The sequence below is a fragment of the Frondihabitans sp. PhB188 genome (assembly GCF_003752365.1).
Taxonomy (GTDB): domain Bacteria; phylum Actinomycetota; class Actinomycetes; order Actinomycetales; family Microbacteriaceae; genus Frondihabitans.
Genome location: NZ_RJUO01000002.1, coordinates 762587 through 782594, shown reverse-complemented (window position 1 = coordinate 782594; position 20008 = coordinate 762587). Strand labels below are relative to the sequence as shown.

General features: G+C 71.5%; 22 protein-coding genes. 10 read left to right on the top strand and 12 right to left on the bottom strand.

All coding sequences use genetic code 11. The features are described 5' to 3' along the window. Positions 1 to 108: 108 nt before the first annotated feature. On the top strand, positions 109 to 1149 hold the full coding sequence (locus EDF46_RS08610) for an XdhC family protein (RefSeq protein WP_123505837.1): 1041 nt from the start codon (positions 109 to 111) through the stop codon (positions 1147 to 1149). Here EDF46_RS08610 and EDF46_RS08605 read toward each other — a convergent pair. The 4 genes from EDF46_RS08605 to EDF46_RS08590 form a co-directional block, all read right to left on the bottom strand. Continuing rightward, positions 1146 to 1904, bottom strand: coding sequence for a methyltransferase domain-containing protein (locus EDF46_RS08605; protein ID WP_123505836.1), 759 nt, complete (start codon positions 1902 to 1904; stop codon positions 1146 to 1148). The genes EDF46_RS08610 and EDF46_RS08605 overlap by 4 nt on opposite strands. 174 nt (positions 1905 to 2078) lie before the next feature. Continuing rightward, positions 2079 to 4781, bottom strand: coding sequence for a molybdopterin-dependent oxidoreductase (locus tag EDF46_RS08600; RefSeq protein ID WP_123505835.1), 2703 nt, complete (start codon positions 4779 to 4781; stop codon positions 2079 to 2081). Continuing rightward, positions 4778 to 5593, bottom strand: a complete 816-nt coding sequence (locus tag EDF46_RS08595) for an FAD binding domain-containing protein (protein WP_123505834.1) — start codon at positions 5591 to 5593, stop codon at positions 4778 to 4780. Before EDF46_RS08595 ends, EDF46_RS08600 begins: the two co-directional genes overlap by 4 nt. An 83-nt stretch (positions 5594 to 5676) precedes the next feature. Then, positions 5677 to 6249, bottom strand: coding sequence for an NTP transferase domain-containing protein (locus tag EDF46_RS08590; protein WP_123505945.1), 573 nt, complete (start codon positions 6247 to 6249; stop codon positions 5677 to 5679). Here EDF46_RS08590 and uraD point away from each other — a divergent pair. Beyond that, positions 6248 to 6745, top strand: a complete 498-nt coding sequence (gene uraD, locus EDF46_RS08585; protein ID WP_158614193.1) for a 2-oxo-4-hydroxy-4-carboxy-5-ureidoimidazoline decarboxylase — start codon at positions 6248 to 6250, stop codon at positions 6743 to 6745. The two genes, EDF46_RS08590 and uraD, sit on opposite strands and share 2 nt — an antisense overlap. Then, positions 6742 to 7068: a hydroxyisourate hydrolase gene (uraH, locus tag EDF46_RS08580; RefSeq protein WP_123505832.1), complete on the top strand. Its 327-nt coding sequence runs from the start codon at positions 6742 to 6744 to the stop codon at positions 7066 to 7068. The genes uraD and uraH overlap by 4 nt, the downstream gene beginning before the upstream one ends. Before the next feature lie 147 nt (positions 7069 to 7215). Here the strand turns inward: uraH and EDF46_RS08575 are convergent, their stop codons facing one another. From EDF46_RS08575 to EDF46_RS18830, 3 genes are all read right to left on the bottom strand, one after another. After that, a complete protein-coding gene (locus tag EDF46_RS08575; RefSeq protein ID WP_370454075.1) occupies positions 7216 to 7737 on the bottom strand; it encodes a nucleoside deaminase in 522 nt (173 codons plus the stop codon). Then, complete coding sequence (pucL, locus tag EDF46_RS08570; RefSeq protein WP_123505831.1) at positions 7734 to 8627, bottom strand: factor-independent urate hydroxylase; 894 nt, start codon at positions 8625 to 8627, stop codon at positions 7734 to 7736. The genes EDF46_RS08575 and pucL overlap by 4 nt, the downstream gene beginning before the upstream one ends. 107 nt (positions 8628 to 8734) lie before the next feature. After that, positions 8735 to 9133, bottom strand: a complete 399-nt coding sequence (locus EDF46_RS18830; protein WP_123505830.1) for a DUF3060 domain-containing protein — start codon at positions 9131 to 9133, stop codon at positions 8735 to 8737. A 100-nt stretch (positions 9134 to 9233) separates the two neighbouring features. Here EDF46_RS18830 and EDF46_RS08560 point away from each other — a divergent pair, with 100 nt between their 5' ends. The 6 genes from EDF46_RS08560 (at position 9234) to EDF46_RS18880 (ending at position 14183) form a co-directional block, all read left to right on the top strand. Next, positions 9234 to 10091 carry a DUF3105 domain-containing protein gene (locus tag EDF46_RS08560; protein WP_233579945.1) on the top strand — a complete coding sequence of 286 codons (858 nt, stop codon included), beginning with the start codon at positions 9234 to 9236 and terminating at the stop codon, positions 10089 to 10091. Between the two features lie 103 nt (positions 10092 to 10194). Next, positions 10195 to 10542: a LysR family transcriptional regulator gene (locus tag EDF46_RS08555; RefSeq protein WP_123505829.1), complete on the top strand. Its 348-nt coding sequence runs from the start codon at positions 10195 to 10197 to the stop codon at positions 10540 to 10542. A gap of 1 nt (position 10543) precedes the next feature. Then, positions 10544 to 11035: a helix-turn-helix domain-containing protein gene (locus EDF46_RS08550; protein ID WP_123505828.1), complete on the top strand. Its 492-nt coding sequence runs from the start codon at positions 10544 to 10546 to the stop codon at positions 11033 to 11035. A gap of 57 nt (positions 11036 to 11092) precedes the next feature. Further along, the gene (locus tag EDF46_RS08545) at positions 11093 to 11812 is read left to right on the top strand and encodes an SDR family oxidoreductase (protein ID WP_123505827.1); all 720 of its coding nucleotides are present in this window, start codon (positions 11093 to 11095) and stop codon (positions 11810 to 11812) included. Between the two features lie 95 nt (positions 11813 to 11907). Beyond that, positions 11908 to 12906, top strand: coding sequence for an alpha/beta hydrolase (locus EDF46_RS08540; protein WP_123505826.1), 999 nt, complete (start codon positions 11908 to 11910; stop codon positions 12904 to 12906). Positions 12907 to 12974: 68 nt separating this feature from the next. After that, complete coding sequence (locus tag EDF46_RS18880) at positions 12975 to 14183, top strand: C40 family peptidase (RefSeq protein WP_123505825.1); 1209 nt, start codon at positions 12975 to 12977, stop codon at positions 14181 to 14183. Between the two features lie 75 nt (positions 14184 to 14258). Here the strand turns inward: EDF46_RS18880 and EDF46_RS08530 are convergent, their stop codons facing one another. The 5 genes from EDF46_RS08530 to EDF46_RS08510 all read right to left on the bottom strand — a co-directional run bounded on the left by EDF46_RS08530 (position 14259) and on the right by EDF46_RS08510 (position 19486). After that, positions 14259 to 16049 (bottom strand): MFS transporter, encoded by a 1791-nt coding sequence (locus EDF46_RS08530; RefSeq protein ID WP_123505824.1) that lies wholly within the window; start codon positions 16047 to 16049, stop codon positions 14259 to 14261. Between the two features lie 58 nt (positions 16050 to 16107). Further along, positions 16108 to 16686: a PadR family transcriptional regulator gene (locus EDF46_RS08525; protein ID WP_123505823.1), complete on the bottom strand. Its 579-nt coding sequence runs from the start codon at positions 16684 to 16686 to the stop codon at positions 16108 to 16110. 71 nt (positions 16687 to 16757) lie between these two features. Beyond that, positions 16758 to 17090, bottom strand: a complete 333-nt coding sequence (locus tag EDF46_RS08520; RefSeq protein ID WP_123505822.1) for an SdpI family protein — start codon at positions 17088 to 17090, stop codon at positions 16758 to 16760. Positions 17091 to 17117: 27 nt separating this feature from the next. Then, positions 17118 to 18158: a glycoside hydrolase family 6 protein gene (locus EDF46_RS08515; protein ID WP_148061175.1), complete on the bottom strand. Its 1041-nt coding sequence runs from the start codon at positions 18156 to 18158 to the stop codon at positions 17118 to 17120. A 107-nt stretch (positions 18159 to 18265) separates the two neighbouring features. Further along, entirely contained in the window at positions 18266 to 19486 is a 1221-nt protein-coding gene (locus EDF46_RS08510) for a multidrug effflux MFS transporter (protein WP_123505820.1), read from the bottom strand. Positions 19487 to 19527: 41 nt separating this feature from the next. On the opposite strand from EDF46_RS08510, the gene EDF46_RS08505 reads away from it, so the two are divergent. After that, positions 19528 to 20004: a MarR family winged helix-turn-helix transcriptional regulator gene (locus EDF46_RS08505; protein WP_233579944.1), complete on the top strand. Its 477-nt coding sequence runs from the start codon at positions 19528 to 19530 to the stop codon at positions 20002 to 20004. Positions 20005 to 20008: the final 4 nt, after the last annotated feature.

Here is a 20008-nt window from a genome sequence, read left to right as displayed (position 1 = left end):
ACCCCCGATCCGCATGGCGCCGTCGTCCGCCCGCCGGATCTCCTTGAAATTCGAGAAGGGGGCGCGACACGTAACACCGCCGAAACGGCGCCGTGCGACCCTGGGGAGATGTTCGAGATCGCCGACCGCCTGCTCTCCGCGCTCGCCGCGGGCCGCACGCTCGCGGTCGCGACGGCCGTGTCGATCGAGGGCAGCGCCCCGCGCACGGTCGGCACCTCGATGGCCTACGACGGCGAGGTCGTCATCGGCTCCATCGCCGGAGGCTGCGTCGAGGCCGCCGTGGTCGCCGAGGCCGAGGAGGTCCTCGCCGACGGGCGACCGCGCACCGTCGAGTACGGCGTCGACGACGAGACCGCGTTCTCGGTCGGACTCACCTGCGGCGGCCAGCTCCGCATCCGCATCGAGCGGGTCGAGTCCGCGCACCCCCTGATGCAGGAACTCGGGTCTGCCGCGGCCGGCCGAGCAGCCGGCGCCGTCACGGTGGTCAGCGGCGTCGTCCCCGGCGGGTGGAGCGAGCGCATCGCCGCCGAGCTCAGCGCCCGTGTGGCGCTCGGGGAGTCCGCCCTCACCACCCTCGACTGCGACGGGGCGCAGGTCGAGCTGTTCTTCGAGGTCGCGACGGCCTCGCCCGTCTTCGTCATCATCGGCGCCATGGAGTTCTCGACGGCGCTCGCCGCCGCGGCCCGCGTGCTCGGCTACCGGGTCGTGGTCACGGACCCGCGCGAGCTGTTCACGACGCAGGAGCGCTTCCCCGGCGCCGAGGTGATCGTCGGCTGGCCGCAGCGGGTGCTGCCGACGCTGGACCTCGACGAGCGGTCGGTCGTCTGCGTCCTGTCGCACGACGCGCGGTTCGACGCCCTGGCCATCCAGCTGGCGCTCGAGTCGCCGGCCTTCTACGTGGGTGCGATGGGGTCGCGGCGCACGCACGATCGACGCGTGGCATCGCTGAGGGAGCGCGGAGTTCCTGCGCCCGATATCGCCCGGCTGAGGTCTCCGATCGGCCTCGACCTCGGAGCGTCGACGCCGGAGGAGACGGCGATCTCGATCCTGGCGGAGGTCATCGCGGCGCGCAACAACGCCTCGGCGGCCGCGCTCGCGACGACGACGGGGTCGATCCACCAACGTCGCGGAGTGCGGGCGATCCGCTAGAGCGGCTTGCGGGCGTCGACCAGGTAGCGGGTCGAGTAGGCGACGAACGGGCCGTCTGCCCGGATCAGGGCGTCGAGCTCGCGGAGCTTCGGCAGGTGGGCCTCGACCGTGAAGCCGGGGACCATCCAGATCACCTTGCGCAGGAAGTAGACCACCGCGCCGATGTCGAAGAACTCGATCCGGGTCTGCTCGTAGCGAAGGTCGGCGATCTCGAGCCCGGCGGCCTGGGCGGCGACCGTGTCGTCGTCGGGGTGCCGGCCGCGGCGGACGGACTCGGACTGCGGCCCGAGGAAGAACTCGACGAGCTCGAACACCGAGTGCGGGCCGACGTGCTGCGCGAAGTAGGCGCCCCCGGGCGAGAGCAGGCGGGCGATCTCGCTCCACCAGGGCTCGACGGGGTGGCGCGCGGTGATCAGGTCGAAGGTCGCGTCGGCGAAGGGGAGCGGCGGCTGCTCAGGACCGGCGACGACCACGATGCCGCGCGGACGCAGGAGCGCTGTCGCCTTGGCGAGGTTCGGCGGCCACGACTCGGTTGCGGCGGCGAGCGGCGGGATCGTCGGCAGGCCGGCCAGGACCTCGCCGCCGCCGGTGTCGATGTCGAGGGATGCGGTCGCGCCCGCCATCCGGTAGCCGAGGGCCTCGAAGAAGTGCCAGCTCGGGCGCTCCTCGGTGGCTCGGCCGTCGAGCCACGAGAAGTCCCACCCGTCGACCGACACCGCGGCTGCCTCGGTGACGAGGTCGTCGAATTCGCGCATGGGGCCAGTCTGCCGTGTCAGAGCCTCGTCCCGTCGTCGGCCGCCCCGCCCCGCCCGTCGCCCCCGCCCCCAAGGCCGCCGAGGGGTCGCTGATTGTCGCGAAAAACGTTGAGGCGTACAACGAGCGACCTCTCGGCGACGGCGACGGCCGGCGCCGGCGACGCCGGCGCCCGCCTAGCCGTGCAGCAGCCGCCAGATGCGGTCGCGTGACATCGGCAGCTCGAAGGGCCGCACGCCGATCGCATCGCGGATCGCGTTGGCGAGCGCGGGCGCGACGGGGTTGTACGGCGCCTCGCTCATGCTCTTGGCGCCCAGCACGCCGGTGTCGTCGTGGGTCGACGCGAAGTGCACCTCGGTGACGGGGATGTCGGCGAACCGGGGCACGCGGTAGCTGCGGAACGCCGGCGTGGTCACGGTGCCGGCGCCGTCGAGCAGCACCTCCTCGTAGAGCGCGGTCCCGATGGCCTGCGCCGTGCCGCCCTCGATCTGGCCCCTCAGCTGCTCCGGGTTCAGGACGGTGCCGGCATCAGCGGCCTGAATCGAGCGCAGGATCCGCACCTCGCCGGTCGTGGTGTCGACGGCGACCCTGAACGCGTGCACATTGAACGCGACCGACCGGGGCGTGCCGTTGTGGCTGCCGTCGGCGACCAGCGGCCCGCCGGCGAGGAGCTCCGCCGGGGTGACGAGCCGATCGCCGACCAGCACGCCGTCGGCGGTGAGGGTGCCGGGCACGCGCTCGAGGATCGCCGCCTTGAGCTTCGTCGCGGCGGCGTGCAGGGCCTTGCCCGCGACGACGACGCCGGCCGACCCGTAGGCGCCGGTGTCGTAGCGGGCGACGTCGGTGTCGGACTGCCTGACCACGATGCGGTCGGGCGTCGTCTCGAGGACCGTCGCGGTGAGCTGCGTGTGGACGGTCGTGGTTCCGTTGCCGAACTCGGCTGTTCCGACGCCGATCGAGTACGTGCCGTCGGCGTTCAGCTCGACCGTCGTGTCGGCGAAGTGCCCGCGCGGGGGAGCAGTGGCGATCATCGCGACCGAGACGCCGGTGCCGATGGCCCATTCGTCGCCCACGGGCACGGGGGTCTCGCCGGTGAGCGAGCCCGAGTCGGCCGGGGGCGGCGAGTTCAGGGCGTTCTCGACGAGGTCGATGCACTGGTCGAGGCCGTAGCTGCCGAACAGCAGGTCTTCGGCGTCGAGCGGGTCGACCACCGTGAGGTGCCCGCCCGACACGATGACGTTGCGGCGCCGGAACTCGAACGGGTCGATGTCGAGCTTGCGGGCGAGCTCGTCCATGGCCGATTCGACCGCGAAGATCACCTGGCCGAGTCCGTAGCCGCGGAACGCGCCCGACGGCGGGTTGTTCGTGTAGACCGACTCGGCGTCGACGCGCTTGTTCGGTGCCCGGTAGACCGCCATCGACTCGCCGACGCTGTGGAACATCACGCCGATCCCGTGGTTGCCGTAGGCGCCGGTGTCCATGAGCTGGTCGACCGCGAGGGCCGTCAGGAGGCCGTCGCTGTCGGCGGCGGCCGTGACCTTGACGGTCATCGGGTGCCGGACAGTCGCGATGGTGAACTCGTCGTCGCGGGTGTACTCGTACTGGACGGTGCGCCCGGTGCGCAGGACCGCCATCGTCACGAGGTCTTCCGTCAGGAGTTCCTGCTTGCCTCCGAAGCCTCCGCCGACCCGGGCGGCGAACACGCGCACGCGATCCTGCGGCAGGCCGAAGATGTGCGCGATCTCGTCGCGGATCAGGAAGGGCACCTGGGTGCTGGTGCGGAGCACGAGTCGGCCGTCGTCGTCGATCCAGCCCCGCGTGGCGTGCGTCTCGAGAGCCGCGTGCGAGACGCGCTGGGTCTGCCAGGTGCCCTCGACGACGGCGTGCGCCTCGGCCAGAGCCGTGTCGACGTCGCCGTGCCAGCCGTGAAGCTGGGCGACGACGTTGCGTCCGGGCTCCGAGATGCGCGATTCGGGGCCCTTCTCGCCGTGCACCAGGTGCGCGCCGGGGAGCCGGGCCTCGTGCGGATCGAAGACGGCGTCGAGCACCTCGTACTCGACGTCGATCTCGCGCAGGGCGAGCTCGGCGATGCGCACGGTGTCGGCGACGACGGCGGCGACGCGCTGCCCGCGGAACCGGATCACCGGGTCCATGACGAGCGTGTCGTCGGGATCGTCGTTGCGGTCTTCGTGGCGGCCGGTCGAGAACAGCGTCGCGGGCGAGTCGCGGTGCGTGAAGACGACGTGCACCCCCTCCATCGCCTCGGCCCGCGACGTGTCGAGAGAGAGGATGCGCGCCGACGCGTGCGGACTCTTCAGGACGGCGAGGTGCAGCAGCTTCGTCGGCGTCGTGAAGTCGAGCGTGTACTGCTCGCGTCCGGTCACGACGCGCATCCCGGCGGGCGCCTTCACCGAGCGGCCGGCTGCGTCGCCGGCGGCGGCCGTCTCGACGTTCGTCACGCCCTGGATCGCGTCGCGGATCGCGCGGTAGCCGGTGCAGCGGCAGATGTTGCCCTTGAGCTTGCGCGGGAGGTCGTCGAGGTCGTCCTCCGTGAAGGTCGAGGCCGTCACGACCATCCCGGCGGTGCAGAAGCCGCACTGCAGTCCCGCGCCATCGACGAACGCCTGCTGCAGCGGGTGCGGCGCCTCGGGGGTTCCGAGACCGGCCACGGTGGTTACGCTCTTGCCCTCGAGCCGATGCGCGGGGTAGATGCACGAGTGAACGGGCTGCTCGTCGACCAGGACGCTGCACGCGCCGCAGTCGCCGGCGTCGCAGCCCTTCTTGACCTCGTAGTGCTCGTGCTCTCGCAGGAGCGTCCTGAGAACCTGCCCCGGCTCGGCCGTCGTCTCGAGCTCCTCGCCGTTGACCTCGAACCTCATGCGGCACCTCCAGCCGAAAGCTCCACCCGGATCTGCTCGGCGTACAGCCGCGACACGGCCTCCCGCCAGTCGGGAGCGCCGTGCGGGTCGTCGTACCAGACGTCTATGCCGTCCAGGGCATGCGCCAGTTCGGCGGCGGTCGGCACGCCGTCGAACCGCAGCTGCACGGGAGCCGGCGTCGACGCGGTCACTGTGACGACCACTGCGCCGTCGGCGTCCTGGCGTCCGATCACCAGCGTGCCCGACCGCCCCAGGTTCGAGAGGGCGATGCGCCGGAAGGCGACCCTCGCCTCGAGCGACTTCACCGGGATCTCGATCGAGCGCAGGAACTCCTCCGGCCCCATCGCCGTGGTCCGCACCCCGGTCACGAACTCGGCCACCGCCGCCCGGCGCTCGCCTCCCTCGGCGTCCCAGATGACGGCGACCGCGTCGAGCCCCGCCAGCAGGGACGTCATCGCGCCCGCGGGGAGGGCTGTGCACACGTTGCCGCCCACGGTGGCCATGTTCCAGATCTTGAAGCTCATCAGGAGGGAGTCCGCGCAGAGTCGGACGAGTTCCTGCGCCGGCCACTCGGGTCGCAGCGGGATCTCGGTGAGCTCCCGGATCAGGCAGGTGGCGGCGATGGTCAGGGTGTCGGGGGTCTCGACGACGGGCTCCCAGCCCAGCGCCATGAGGTCGACGAGGCCGGTCACCTCCGGCTGCTGCTCGGAGAACAGCCACGAGCCGCCGCCCAGCGGCCGGACGCCGGCCGAGAGCACGACGTCGCCGCGGGTGCGGGGCACCGTGATCTGAGTTACGCCGACGAGGTCCATGTGTTCACCGAGTCAACATCATCGCTGTTTCGGGGGTGTTTCCGGGCCCGGCGGGTCGCCGGTCGCCGGTTGCGGTTGCGGCCTCAAGACGGCCGGGCATCCACGTCGGCGCCGGTGGAGAGGTCGCCGCACTCCACCTCGACGACGCCGTGCGCCATGAGGTAGGGGCGGGCTCCGCGGTCGCCGACCAGGGCGGCGGCTAGTTGCGGCACGTGATCCCGGCCGATGAGCACGGGGTGGCCCGGGCGGCCGTCGAACACCGCCTGGCGGAGGGCCGCCGCCGCAGTGCCGGCCTCGACGACGCGTCGCGCGACCGAGACGGGCAGGTCGGGGAGGTCGACGAGCGTGACGAGCACGGCGTCGGCGTCGCCCGCGGCGGCCAGCCCCGCCCGCAGGCTCGCACCGAGCCCGGACTCCCAGTCGGCGGCGAACACGTGCCGGGCGCCGGGAGGCAGCAGCGCGGTCGCCTCGTCGGCGCGCGCCCCCAGAACGACCGTGACGGGGTCGCAGCCCGCATCGCGCAGCAGACCGCAGGCGAGGTGGAGCCACGGCGTCCCGTCATCCTCGCGCACGAGCGCCTTCGGCATGCCCATGCGGCTTCCGGCCCCGGCGGCGAGCACGATCCCGTGCAGCGACGGGGCGGGCAGCTCGGGCATGGCTACAGTTGACCACACCATGATCGACGTCTCCGAGGCCGACCTCAGCGCGGCCCTCCACGTGTCCCGATTCGCCCGCGAGGTCGGTGCCGGATCGCCCTACGCCGACTGGCCGGCCCTCCGCCAGGCGGCCCACGATGCCGCCACGCCGCTCAGCCCGGACGAGATCGACGAGGCGATGGCGTCGCACCCGCGCATCGGCGAGAAGCCGACCGGCACGTCGGCGTCGGCGAACTTCAGCCGGTCGGAGCAGCAGGCGCCCGACGCCTCCGACGAGACAATCGCCGAGGCGCTCGCCGAAGGCAACGCCGCGTACGAGGAGCGCTTCGGGCGTGTCTTCCTCATCCGCGCCGCCGGGCGCTCGCGCGCCGAGGTGCTGTCGGAGCTCCGCCGCCGCATCGTGCTCGACGACGACGCCGAGCTCGAGATCGTCGGCGAGCAGCTGCGCGACATCGCCCTGCTGCGTCTCGAGACGCTGTTCGGGGGTGCCGCATGAGCCACGTCACCACGCACGTGCTCGACTCGTCGCTCGGCCGGCCCGCCGCCGGGATCGAGATCCAGCTGCAGGAACTCGACGGCTCACCGATCGCCACCGGCATCACGAATGCCGACGGCCGCGTTCCCGAGCTCGGCCCCGAGCGCCTCGCGCCCGGCGCGTACCGGCTCGTATTCGCTACCGGGGCGTACTTCGCCGCTTCGAGCACGCCGACCTTCTACCCGAGCATCACCATCGACTTCGACCTCGCGGATGAGTCGTCGCACTATCACGTGCCGGTGCTGTTGAGTCCCTTCGCCTACAGCACCTATCGCGGCAGCTGATCATAGGTGCCGCGCGGCAGCTGACTCCAGGCCCGGCGCGGCAGCCACCCCGGCCCGGAAATTCAAGGAGATTGTGCTGGCGGCGAGCCGGGCCATGCCGATCGGCGCGCGCCCGAGCCGGAAATCTCCTTGAATTTATGAGGCGGGTCAGTAGTCGGTGCGGGCGTCTGCCTCGAGCCACGCGTCGAACGGCGCCGCGGCGTTCTCGGGCCGGGCCGTGTCGATGGCCATGCTCCACTCGGAGCGAGGCGTCGCGAACAGCTCGTAGAACGCGAGGTCGTCGAACCCTCCGCGGGCGGCGTCGTAGCGGTCGGCCGCGAAGACGACCCGGTCGAGACGGGCCCAGAGCGACGCCGAGAGGCACAGCGGGCACGGCTCGCACGACGTGTAGAGGGTGGCTCCGGCGAGGGAGAAGTCGCCCACGACCTGGCACGCGGCCCGGATCGCGCTGACCTCGGCGTGCGCCGTCGGGTCGAGGTCGCGCGTCACCCGGTTCTGCCCGGTGGCGAGGACGGCTCCGTCGCGCACGATGACGGCTCCGAAGGGGCCGCCGCCGTCGGCGACGTTCTGCTTCGCGAGCTCGATGGCCTGCGCCAGATAGCCGGCGTCGACCGCGTCGGGCTCGACGGCGGTCGTCATGCCGGTGTCCGTTCCGTCCGAGCCGCTCATGCCAGACCCGCCGCGGAGCGCCACGCGTCGTTCGCCGGAGGGGCGTCGTCGCGGATCAGCGTCGCCTCGATCAGCCCGTAGGCGCGGTCGGCCGCCCAGAAGACCTCGCCCTTGTTCTCGACACCGAAGCGGCCGATGTCGTAGTCGAAATGGTGCTTGTTCGGGGCCTTCAGACGCACCTCGGCGATGAACGGGAACGCCTCCATGACGGCGGTGCCCATGTGGAAGAGCGTCTGCTGGAGCGCGAGGGAGTGCAGAGTCGCGAACTCCTTCACCATGAGAGCCTTGATCGCCGGGTAGACGGCGTTCCAGTCGACGTCGACCGACGAGAAGCGCCACCGGGCCTCGAGTGCGGTCGCCATGATCCGGTCGGTGACCTCGGGCAGAGTCGTGAACTCGTCTTTGAGGAAGCCGTGGAACTCCGATCCGGTCGACTTGAGCAGCACGAGGTCCTTCAGGCCGCCGATCACGTACTCGCCGGTCGCATCGACCGTGATCGCGGCGGTTCGCACCTCCTGCCCTCGGCGGAGCCAGGTGTGGTCGTGCTCGGTGCCGTCGACGACGGCGCGCTCCCACTCGTATTCCTCGATCTCGATCCGGGCGCCCTCGACGGGGTCGATGTCGTGCACGAAGTGGCGCGCGAGCTCGAGCCCGTACTGCTCGATCGTGTCGACGCCCTTGGTCTTCGCGAAGGCGTACGCCGTGTTCTTCTGGGTATCGGTGGGGAGCACGTTCGCCTGGTCGCCCTCGAGGTACGCGGGGGCGAACGGACCGCGCAGGGCGGTCGACACGTTCAGGTCGCGGATCTCGTGGCGCGGGCTGTCGCGGACGATGCGGACGACGCGGGACTCCGCTTTTCCGTACTGGTTGTCTCCGAGGATGATGGCCATGATGGTGAGTCTGTCAACACTTTGTGACCGGAGTGTTTCGTGACGGTTCCGGGCACGTGCCGCGGTCGGCACCCGGAGGCGCCGGCCGCGGCGAGGAGATCACCGGCTCAGCGCTCGCCGATGGTGTTCTTCGTGCCGGTGTCGCTGGTCTTCGGCTTCTGGGTGGCGCCGAAGTAGACGGTGTTGCCGTCGCCCGAGGTCGTGATCGACGCGGCGGAGTCGACGGTCACCGTGTTGTCGGAGCCGCTGACCTCGACCGACGTGACGGTGCGGAGGCTGACGATCTTGTGCGAGCCGGAGACGACGACCGACGCGCAGTCGGAGGTGGCGTTGACGGCTTTGGGCGCCGAGGCGGGGATGGTCATGACGCCGTCGACGCAGGCGGGGGCCGTGGCGGCGGCGGTCGGAGTTCCTGCGCCCGAATCCGGGGTGGACGAGGCGCAGCCCGCGAGCGCGAGGGCTGCGGCGGCGAGGGCGAGGGGGAGGGTGATCCTGGTGGAGCGCATGGTTCGAGGTGCTTTCTGGTGGTGCGTGCGCCTGCGGGGTGCCGAAGGCCCCGAAAACCCTAACGGGTTGCGTCAGAACGTCGCCTGCTAGCGTCGGCGGGTGGCCACGAAAGCAGAGAAGTCGGCGGAGCGTCGGGCGAAGGCGGAAGCCCTCCGCAAGCAGGAGGAGGCGCAGCAGCGTCGGCGCCTGATCTTCATCATCGCCGGGGCTGTCGCGACGGCGATCGTCATCGTGCTGATCTTCGTGAGCACGATCGACGGCAACAAGGCGGCCGACACCGGGGCGGCGTCGACTCAGGTCATCCCGGCGGCGGTGCCGGGCACGACCAAGGTCGCCGAGGCGAAGGCGACTCCGGTGGCCGACGACTCCGGCATCGACGGAGTGCTGGCCTGGGACACCACCGGCTGGCCCGGTGACGGCAAGGACCACGCCGGCGCTCTCGAGCACGACCACGTCACCGGACCCGTGACGTACAGCGTGACGCCGCCCGTCGGCGGGCCGCACGATGCCATCTGGATGAACGCCGGCGTGTACACGAAGCCCGTGCCGACCGAGCGCGCCGTGCACAACCTCGAGCACGGCGCCGTCTGGATCACGTACGACCCCGACCTCCCCGCCGACCAGGTGAAGCAGCTCACCGCGTTCGTCGGCAGGCAGACGATGATCGAGGAGACCGAGCAGAACGTCACCGGCCAGGCCAACCGCTACGTCGACCTCAGCCCGTGGGCGTCGGACGACCTCCCGTCGAAGATCGTGATCAGCGCGTGGGGTCACCAGCTGCGGGTCGACAGCGCCGACGACTCGCGGCTGCAGACGTTCGTCGACACGTTCCGCGACAGCAAGACCTACACGCCCGAGTACGGCGCACAGGTCGACGGCGTGCCCGTGCAGACCGGCGGCGTGCCTGCCTCGGACGGCAGCCGCAAGGCGAACCCGGCCGGATCGGCGAGCGAGTAGCAGCCCCAGCACGAGCCCGGGGAGGTCGAGCAGGGGGTCGTCGTCGACGAGAGCCAGTCCCCGCCAGGCTCCGACACCCGACGGGTGCGCCTAGGCTGACGCCGTGAAGATCGCGCAGCTCCGCCATTTCGTCGTCGCGGCGGAAGAGCTCCATTTCCCTCGCGCGGCCCAGATCCTGGACATCTCGCGCCAGAAGCTCAACTCGTCGCTGGCCGCCATCGAGGCCGAGTACGGCAAGGCGCTGTTCGACCGCAGCGAGGCCGTGCCGCGCTTGACCCGCGCCGGCCAGCAGGCGCTCGCGGATGCCTACGAGGAGCTCGCCAAGCCCTCGACGCCGCCCCCGCCCGAGCCGAAGCCCGCCGGCGGCAAGGCCAAGGCATCGAAGGGCGTCGGCCGCGGCAAGGTGCTGAAGGGCGAGCCCAAGCCGTTCAAGAAGCGGCAGGGGCGCTGACATGGCGCGCCCCGAGTTGACCCCGGTCACTCCGTACTGCTCGATCGAGCGCGCCCTCGTCCTGATCGCCGACCACTGGAGCTTCCTGATCCTCCGCGAGGTCCTGATGTACCGGCGCTCGCGGTTCGCCGAGATCCAGGCGGCGCTCGGCATCGCCAGCAACGTCCTGACCGACCGGCTCGAGCGGCTCGTCGACGGCGGGGTCCTCGAGCGAAGGGCGTATCGAGACGCAGGAACTCGCACCCGCCCGAGCTACCACCCGACGCGCGCGGGAGCCGACCTCACGCTGGTCCTCGCCGCCCTGCAGCAGTGGGGCGACGAGTACGAGCCCCGCGCCGCCGGCCCGACCGTCGTCCGCCGCACCATCGACGGCGGAGCACCGGCGTCGGTCGCGTTCGTCACGGCCGACGGCGCGGCTCTGGGCATCGACGACGTGACGTTCGAGACGACCGATGCCTACCCCGGCCACGGCGCCCGCACGAATCCGGAATAGCTCCTGCCCGGCTGGGTTGCACTAAGCAAGTCAGCCCACCCCACGCAAGGAGTTCTCATGTCCGTCGAATTCACCAATGCAGTCGTCCTGGTCACCGGTGCGAACGGAGGCCTCGGCGAGCAGTTCGTCGCGCAGGCCCTCGAGCGCGGTGCCAGCAAGGTCTACGCCACCGCCCGCACGCCCCGCGACTGGGGCGACGCCCGCATCGTGCCGCTCCGCCTGGACGTCACCGACCCCGAGTCGGTCCGCGCCGCCGCCGACGCGGCCTCCGACACCACGATCGTCGTCAACAACGCCGGCATCTCCAGCCGCACCGAGAACTCGCTGCTCACCAGCCCGATGGAGAGCGTCCGCGCCCTCTTCGAGACGAACTTCTTCGGCGCTGTCGAGGTCGTCCGCGCGTTCGCGCCGGTCCTCGCGGCACACGGCGGCGGGGGCCTGATCGACGTCCACTCCGTCCTGAGCTGGATCGGCATCAGCGGCGTCTACTCGGCGACGAAGGCCGCGTTCTGGTCGGCGACCAACTCGTTCCGCCTGGAGCTCGCCGGCCAGGGCACGCACGTGCTCGGCCTGCACCTCGGCTACACGGCGACCCCGATGACCGAGGGGATCGACGCCGAGATGGGCGAGGCGTCCGACGTGGTCCGCGTGGCCTACGACGGGCTCGTCGCCGGCGAGCACGAGGTCCTGGCCGACGAGATCAGCGCCCAGGTGAAGGCCGGCCTCGCCGCGCCGCTCGAGGCGCTGTACCCGGAGCTGGCAGCCGCGCGCGCCTGACCGCGTCGGCGGCGGACCCGATGAAGCGGCGCCCGCCCCAGGCCGCAGCCCTGGGGCCGGTGCCGCTCGGAGGTTCGCACCGGCAGACTGGGGCGATGAGCAAGCTCGGGTGGGGGGTGGCGGCGGCAGCCGCGGGCGCCGCGGTGGCCGTGGTCGAACTGGTGTCGCCGCTGCCCGCGGTGGCGGCGATACGGTGGCTGTTCGACCGGGATGCCGGTTCCTGCGCCCGGGAGATGCGGCTGTACTCGACGGCGGGCCCCGTCGTCGACCGCTTCGGGATCCGGTACGGCCCGGCGCGTGAGAAGACCCGCTACGACCTGCATCGGCCGCTCGGCGAAGTGGTCGCCAGGCCCACGATCGTGTGGATCCACGGCGGCGCCTGGGTCTCGGGCACGCGCTCGCATGTCACGCCCTACGTGCAGGCGCTGGCCGCGGAGGGGTTCACGACCGTGAGCGTCGACTACACGATCGCGCCGGAGGCCGGGTATCCGACTCCCGTCAGGCAGATCTCGGACGCGCTGCGGCACCTCGTCGCCAACGCCGCCGAGCTGGGCGTCGACCCCGAGCGCATCGTGCTCGCGGGCGACTCCGCCGGGGCGCAGCTGGCCAGCCAGGTCGCGGCGGTCGTCACGAACTCGAAGTACGCCGCCGAGGTGGGCGTGACGCCGCCGCTGCGGCCGGGGCAGCTGCGCGCGCTCGTCCTCCACTGCGGGATCTACGACGTCGGAGCGGTCGACGATCGGCGCGGGGTGATCGCGTGGGGTTTCGCGAAGGCGCTCTGGGCGTACACGGGGTCGCGCCGTGGGGCTCCTGAGATGTCGACCATCCGGGCGGTGACGGAGCGCTACCCGGCGACCTTCGTGTCGGGCGGCGACGCCGACCCGCTGACCGCCTCGCAGTCGAAGCCGTTCGCGCAGCGCCTCGGCGAGCTGGGCGTGCCGGTGTCGACTCTCTTCTGGCCGGAGGGCACCGGGATGCCGCACGAGTACCAGTTCCACGCGCACCTGCCGGAGTCGCGTGATGCCTTCGAGGCGTCGGTGACCTTCCTGAGAGAGACCCTCTCGGATGATCGAGATCATCCTGTGGGTGGATAACAGGAAGATAACGAACGCCCAGGATCAGAGGTTGGCCTCGGGCCGGATTCCCCCTAGGGTGGACTCCGATGCACACGATCGACCCGACTCCCGAGCCCCGCACCACCGGACCCTCGGTCGAAGTCCGGATCGCCGCCGAACCGAAGCGCTCGGGCCGTCGTGCGGCCGTCGCGTCGTCTGCCTCCGCCCTTGCCGGGGCCCCATTCAGCATCGATCCGGTCATCAGCCCGCGTCGCGCCGCCCGTGCCGCTCGCGAGGCTGCGGCCGCCGCTGAGCTCATGTCGGGCTCTGCCTCGGATCCCGCCCCGGTCTCGCCGGTCGTGGCTGCTGCGCCCGTGTCGCCGATCGTGGCACCTGCAGCCGCCGTGGCTCCCGCCCCGGTCTCGCCGGTCGTTGCGCCGGCCGCGGTCGCCCCGGTCGCACCTGCGGCCACCACCGCCCCGCTTCCCCTCTCGGGGCTCGCCGCCAGCATCCCCAGCAGCGTCGTCGCGGGCCGCCGCCAGACTTTCGTGCCCTCCGCCGTCGAGCCGACCGGGCGCTCCCGCGTCGTCGTCTCCCGTCCGGCTCAGCGTCCGGCGATCGCCGCCCCAGCCGGCCGCCGCGGGGCCCGCATCGCCCTGGCCGCCCGTCGCGGCGCGATCGTCGGTGTCGTCTGCGGCATCCTGGCGACCTCCGTGCTGCCCGTCCTGAAGTCCGCACAGACCGCCGCCTACGCCTCCCCGACCGGCACGACCACTGTCGTCGCCGCCGGCAGCCAGACGTACGACGTCGCCACCGGCGTCCTGAACACCGTCTCCGGCCGCGACTCGTACGGCGCCACCTCGGTCGTCGACTACGAGGTCTCGGCCATCGCGGCCCGCCAGAAGCTCGGCATCTACGAGTGGACCGGCCCCACCGCCGCCGACTACCTCGCCAAGCCGAAGTACGCCAAGCTCGACCGCGCCGAGGTCTACCAGGTCGCGCTGCAGTACCTCGGCACGCCGTACGTGCACGGCGGCGACACCCCCGGCTCGTTCGACTGCTCGGGCCTGATCATGTACGTCTACGCGCAGTTCGGCATCTCGCTGCCGCACTACGTCCCCTCGCAGGACGCCGCCGGCACCACTATCTCGCAGAGCGAGGCCGTTCCGGGAGACCTCGTGGTCTTCGACAGCGACGACCACGACGGCATCTACGCCGGCAACGGCATGATCCTCGACGCTCCGAAGCCGGGCGGCTACGTCAGCGTCCGCCCCATCTGGGACGCCCCGCACCACTTCGTGCGCATCGCCGGCTAGCCGCGCACCGGCTCTCCCGGGTGCAGACGAAACCGCCCCCGGGCCTGAGCTCGGGGGCGGTTCGTCATGCGGAGATCAGCGGGCGGCGGGAGATCCGGCGTCGGGTTCGACGTCGGCCGCGTGGTCGCCGTGGTGCGGAGTGCCGGCGTGAGCGCCGTTTCCCGTGTGCACGGGCTCGGCAGGATGCGCGGGATCAGCGGCGTGCGCCCCGTGGTGGGGCGCACCGGCCCCGACGGGCTCGGCCACCTTCGCCGACGCGCCGTCCCCGTCGTCAGGCCGTGAGCCGTCCGCACCGCCGGCAGGTGCATCGGCACCCTTCCCGGCAGGCGCCCCGCCCCCGTGGCCGCCGCCGAACCCGACGCGCTTCGGCAGCGCGAAGACGAGGACGAAGGCCGCGACGGCGAAGATGGCGCTAACGAGCATGGCGTGGGCGGAGGCCGAGGTGAAGTTGGTCGCGAGCTGGTCGAGGACGTCTCGCTTCACTGCTGCGATAGCGGCGGGCGTGTTCGAGGTCGGCTTGCCGGCGGTGGGTGAGACGAAGGTGCCGAACAGCACCGAGCCGATCACGGCGATGCCGATCGCCGAGCCGATGCGCTGGATGGCCGAGATCACCGCGGAGCCCGAGCCGGCGTCCTTGCGGTCGACGGTCGCGACGATGAACTGCGCGTTCGGGGCGATGAACAGACCGTTGCCGAGGCCCGCCACGAAGAGCGGCGCGAGCAGCATCCAGCTCGTGAGGTCCTGGCCCGACACGTTGACGAGCAGCAGCCAGATCACGATGAGGCCGATCGCGACGAGCGCCGTGCCGATGATCAGGACAGTGCGGCCGAGGCGCTGCGACAGGCGGTTGCTCTGCGACGAGCCGAGGATGGAGCCGACGGCGAACGGGATCGTGACGGCACCCGACTCGAGGGCCGTGTGCTGCAGACCCGTCTGCCACAGCAGCGAGATCGTGAAGAAGATGCTGGTGAACGCCGCGAAGTAGACGAGTGCGAGGATCAGGCCGCCGGTGAACTGCGGGTGGCGGAAGAGCGACGGCGGGACGAGCGGCGAACGCCCGCTGCGCGAGACGCGCACCTCCCACAGGCCGAACAGCGCGAGGAGCACGACTCCGCCGGCGATGGTGAGGTAGGTCCAGATCGGCCACCCCGCCTGCTGGCCCTGGATCAGCGGCACGAGCAGAGCGACGAGTGCGGCCGAGACCAGGATCACGCCGATCCAGTCGAGCCCGGCTGGCGGACGCGGTGCCGACCTGTCGCGCTTCGGCAGCCAGATCGCAGCGAGGATCAACGTCGCGACGCCGATGGGGAGGTTCACGTAGAACACGGTCCGCCAGCCGTCCGTGTCGCCGAACGCCTGGATCAGGAGGCCGCCGACGATCGGGCCCAGGGCCGACGAGACGCCGATGACGCTGCCCATGATGGCGAACGCCTTGCCGCGGGCCTGGGGCGGGAAGAGCAGCTGGATGAACGCGGTCACGGCAGGCACGTAGATGCCGCCGGCCAGACCCTGGATGACGCGGAAGATGACGAGCTGCTCGTCGGTCTGCGAGATCCCGCAGGCGAACGACGCGGCGGTGAACAGCGCGATGCCGCTGAAGAACACCCACTTGTGTCCGATGCGGTCGCCGATGCGGCCGGCGGGGATGAGGGCGAGGCCGAACGCGAGCGCATAGCCCGAGATGATCCACGAGATCGTCGACTCGGAGGCGTCGAGCGAGGTGCGGATGGTGGGGAGCGCGACGTTGACGATGGTCGTGTCGAGCAGGGCGATGAACATGCCCATGAGCAGCACGACGAGGGATCGCCACGCCGTCTTGGGGATTGCGGGAGCGCCGGCTGTGGCGGCCGCGGGGGCGGTGGTCATGGTCGGTGGAGCCTTTCTGGAACAGCAGGGGAGAGGAGAACAGGGGGAGGGTGAGGAGTCAGGGGGTGGCCCGGTCGGGTTCGACGCGCGACTTCTCGTCGGCGACGATCGCCGGAAGGTGCTGCTGGAGTGAGCGCAGCCAGTCGATCTCCGACCGCAGTCGGTGCTCACCGTGAGCGATCACGAACTCCTCGCCGGTCGAGAGCCAGGGCTTGGCTCGCTCGTTGTTCGCGACGGTGTCGGCGAGCAGCTTCTCGAGGGCGACGGCGCGTTCCTGGATCGTACGCGGGAGCTCGTCAAGGCGCTCGGGGTCGAGCCGGGCGAGTGCCAGGTCGAACGGGTCGGGGCGGTGGACGACCTCGAGCAGGGTCGACCGGCGCAGCTGCGTCAGAGCGACCCGGCCGCTCTCGGTGATGGCGTAGACCTGACGCTCGGGGAAGTTGCCCTCGCGCTCCGTCCGCACCTCGGTCAGCAGCCCGTCGGACGCCAGCCGCTTGAGGGCGCCGTACAGCGCGCCGACGCTGACGTCGGTCCACAGCGAGATCCGCTCCTGCTCCGCCTGCAGGCGGAGCTGGTGCCCGTGCATCTCCCCGTAGCGCTCGAAGGCGTCGAGGATGAACAGGCGGATGGACGACATGCGACTACTCTCGCGTAAGTACTCTCACCTGTCAATCTCGGGTGCAGGAACTGGCCGGCCGCCGCCGACCCTCAGGCTGACGGCGCGTCGGCCGCCGCCGCGTTGCCCCGCACGATCCCCCACGTGAGGAACGCGAACAGCAGCACGTACGCGACCACGACGAGCCCGGCGGACGGCGCCGGCTGCAGGGCGACGAGCCCGCCCGCGACGGCGACGAGCCCGCCGACGGTCACGGGGAGGAGCGCCTTCAGGTGCCCGGCCTCCCAGGCGTCCTGCGAGTCGAGGAAGTGCCCGATCCTGATGCCGACCGCCCCGTTGAGCTTGACGACGCCGGCCGCCGCCAGAACGGTCGTGCCCATCACGACGGCGGCGAACACGAAGAGGACGATGGCGGCGACGATCACCGACCGATTCTAGAGGCCCGGCGCGACCTACGACCGTCGCAGCGCAACCAGGCGCTCGGCGTACGACGAGAACCACACGCCCGCCTTCGGCCCCCCGTTGCACGAGCCGTCGCTGATGCCCGGCGTCTTGATCCAGAGCAGCGCGTCGAGCCCGGTGGTCCCGTAGGTCACGTGCGGCGCCTGCCCGAGTCCGACTCCCGACGGGTTGCACCAGGTGCCCTTCCAGCCCTGGCCGTTGCGCGACACGTCGATGACGTAGTGCGAGTCGCCGGTCAGCGCCGACACCTTCTCGGCGAAGGCGCGCTCGTCGTCGACCGGATAGAAGCTGGCGACGTTCGTGAAGAAGCCGCGGGCGTCGGCGATGCCGGCCTTCTCGAGTCGCTCGGCGATGACGGAGGGCTGGACCCAGTGGCTGTTGCCGGCGTCGAGATAGGCGGGGACCTTCGCCGCCGCGAGCTGCTCGACGGCCTGCTTCACGAGCGGGAGCCGCCGCTCGGTCTCGTCGGGGCAGTTGGTGAGCATCGCGAGCGAGTCGGGCTCGACCATGACGACGGCGCGGTGGCCCTCGAGCGTGTCGGCGACCGCCTGAGTCCAGACCGGGTACTCCTTCTCCGACCAGCCGCCGGCCGAGTAGTCGCCGCAGTCGCGGTTGGGGATGGCGTAGAGCACGAAGACGGGCGTCGTGCCGGCCTTCTCGGCGGCGGCGACGTTCTTCGCGACGACCTTCTTCACCTCGGCGACCGAGTACTGGTCGCCGAGCCACATCGCCGTCGACGTCTTCGCGATCTCCTCGGCCGCGGTGGCGGCAGTGTCGTCGCCCTTGTCACGCAGGGTGACGGCCGCGCGGGCGGCGAGGCTGTCCGTCTGCACGTACAGCCCTCCGGCGTACAGCGTCTGGTTCGACTCGGCCTGAATCGTCGTCGGGGTGGGCGTCGGGGTCTCCTTCGGCGTGGGCTCGCTGGTCGTCGAGCCCGAGGTGCAGGCCGACACGACCACGGCCACAGCCGCGCCGACGATGGCGACGGCGGCGAGGCGCCGGGCGAGAGAGCGGGTGCGGCGAGGGGTCATGGGGTCCGATCGGGCGTCGCGGGTCAAGGGGCGTCCCACTTCGCACGCTCTCCCAGTGCACCACGCCTCGCCCGATCCGGCAACGCCCGCATCGAGGGGGCGAAGCCTCAGCGCCGGCGGCCGACCACCAGGAACGCGGCGACAGCGACGACGGCCGAGCTCGTCATGACGATGGCGAGAGGCAGCGCGGTGTGCTCCCCGCCGAGTCCGACGAGGGGCGAGACGAGGGCTGCGAGCCCGAACTGGAGGGCCCCGAGGACGGCCGAGCCGGTTCCTGCCGCCCTCGGAACCGCACCCAGCGCGAGCGCCGTCGCATTGCCGAGTACGAGGCCCAGGCTCGTCACGGCAACGAACAGGGGGATCGGCAGCAGGGCGACCGGTGCGCCGGTGACGACGAGCACCAGGATCGCGACGGCCGCCGCCAGGATCAGCAGGAGGCCGACCCGCACGAGCGAGCGCTCCGGCCGGGTGGCGGCGAGCTTCGCCGCGACGGCGCTCATCGCCACGAGCCCCACGGCGTTCATCCCGAAGAGCGCGCCGTACGCCGGTGCCGAGAGACCGATCATCACCTGGTACACGAAGGGGCTGGCCGAGATGTACGCCATCATCACCGCGAAGGCGAACGCGAAAGCCAGGGTGTAGCCCAGGAACTCCCTTGACCGCAGCGCACCCCACCCGGCGGGGGCCGTGCTCTCCCGTGCGGCCCGCCGCCTGTCGGGGGTGTGCGACTCGCGGACCACCAGCGCCACCGCCACGCAGCTCGCGCCCACGATCCCGAAGACCACCCAGAGGATGCCGCGCCAGCCGATGCTCGACACCAGGAGGCTTCCGACCAGCGGGGCGACGACAGGGGCGACGCCGCCGACGATCATCATCAGGCTGAAGGCCTTGGCCGCCGCCTTGCCGGTGGCGAGATCGGAGATGATCGCGCGGCCGATGACCATGCCCGCGGCGCCGGTCAGCCCCTGCACGAAGCGAGCGGCGATCAGGATTCCGACGGTCGGGGCGAGCGCGGCGACGGCGCTCGCCGCGACGCAGACGAGAGCGCCGATCAGGAGGGGGCGGAATCGTCCGACGCGGTCCGAGAGCGGGCCGAAGAGGAGCTGGCCCACGGCGATGCCCACGAGGAAGGCGGTCAGCGAGAGCTGGACGGCCGTGGCCGTGGTGTCGAGCTCGCGCGTCATGATCGGGAACGCCGACAGATAGAGGTCGGTGCCGAACGGGGCGAGGGCGGAGAGCAGGGCGAGGACGACGAGAAGCCTCGGCGTGAGGCCGCGGTGGCCGGTCGGCAGAGCGCGGGCGGCGGTGTCGGTCGAAGTAGCAGTCATAGTTATAAAACTATAACTGATGGAGCGCCTAAGATCGAGGCGTGAACACCCTGGCCGACGACGCTCCCTGGGCCGACCTCGCAGACTTCGTGGTGACGGTCGCCCGCGAGATCCAGACGCACGGGTTTCCGGACGACGTCGTCGAGCTCGTCGGCTCGGAGCAGATGGTCATCCGCTACATCCACCGCAATCCCGGGTCGAGCCCCAGCGACGTCGCTGTCGGGACAGGCCTTCAGCGCAGCAATCTCAGCGCGGCCCTCAGGACGCTCGAGGCACGGGGCCTCGTCGAGCGCCGGCCCGATCCGTCGGACGCCCGGCGCGTGCAGCTGTGGCACACGGCGGCCGCCGACGCCAACCTCGATCGCCTGCGCGCCGCCCGGTCGGCGTTGATCGCCGAGGCGCTGGGCGACGAGGTCGACCCCGTCGAGGGCGCGCGGGTGCTCCGGCTGCTCGAGCGCGTCGAGGCCGGGCTCACGGCAGGCCGCCGCGCCGCCGTCGAGTCGGCCGCGCGGGCCTAGACCC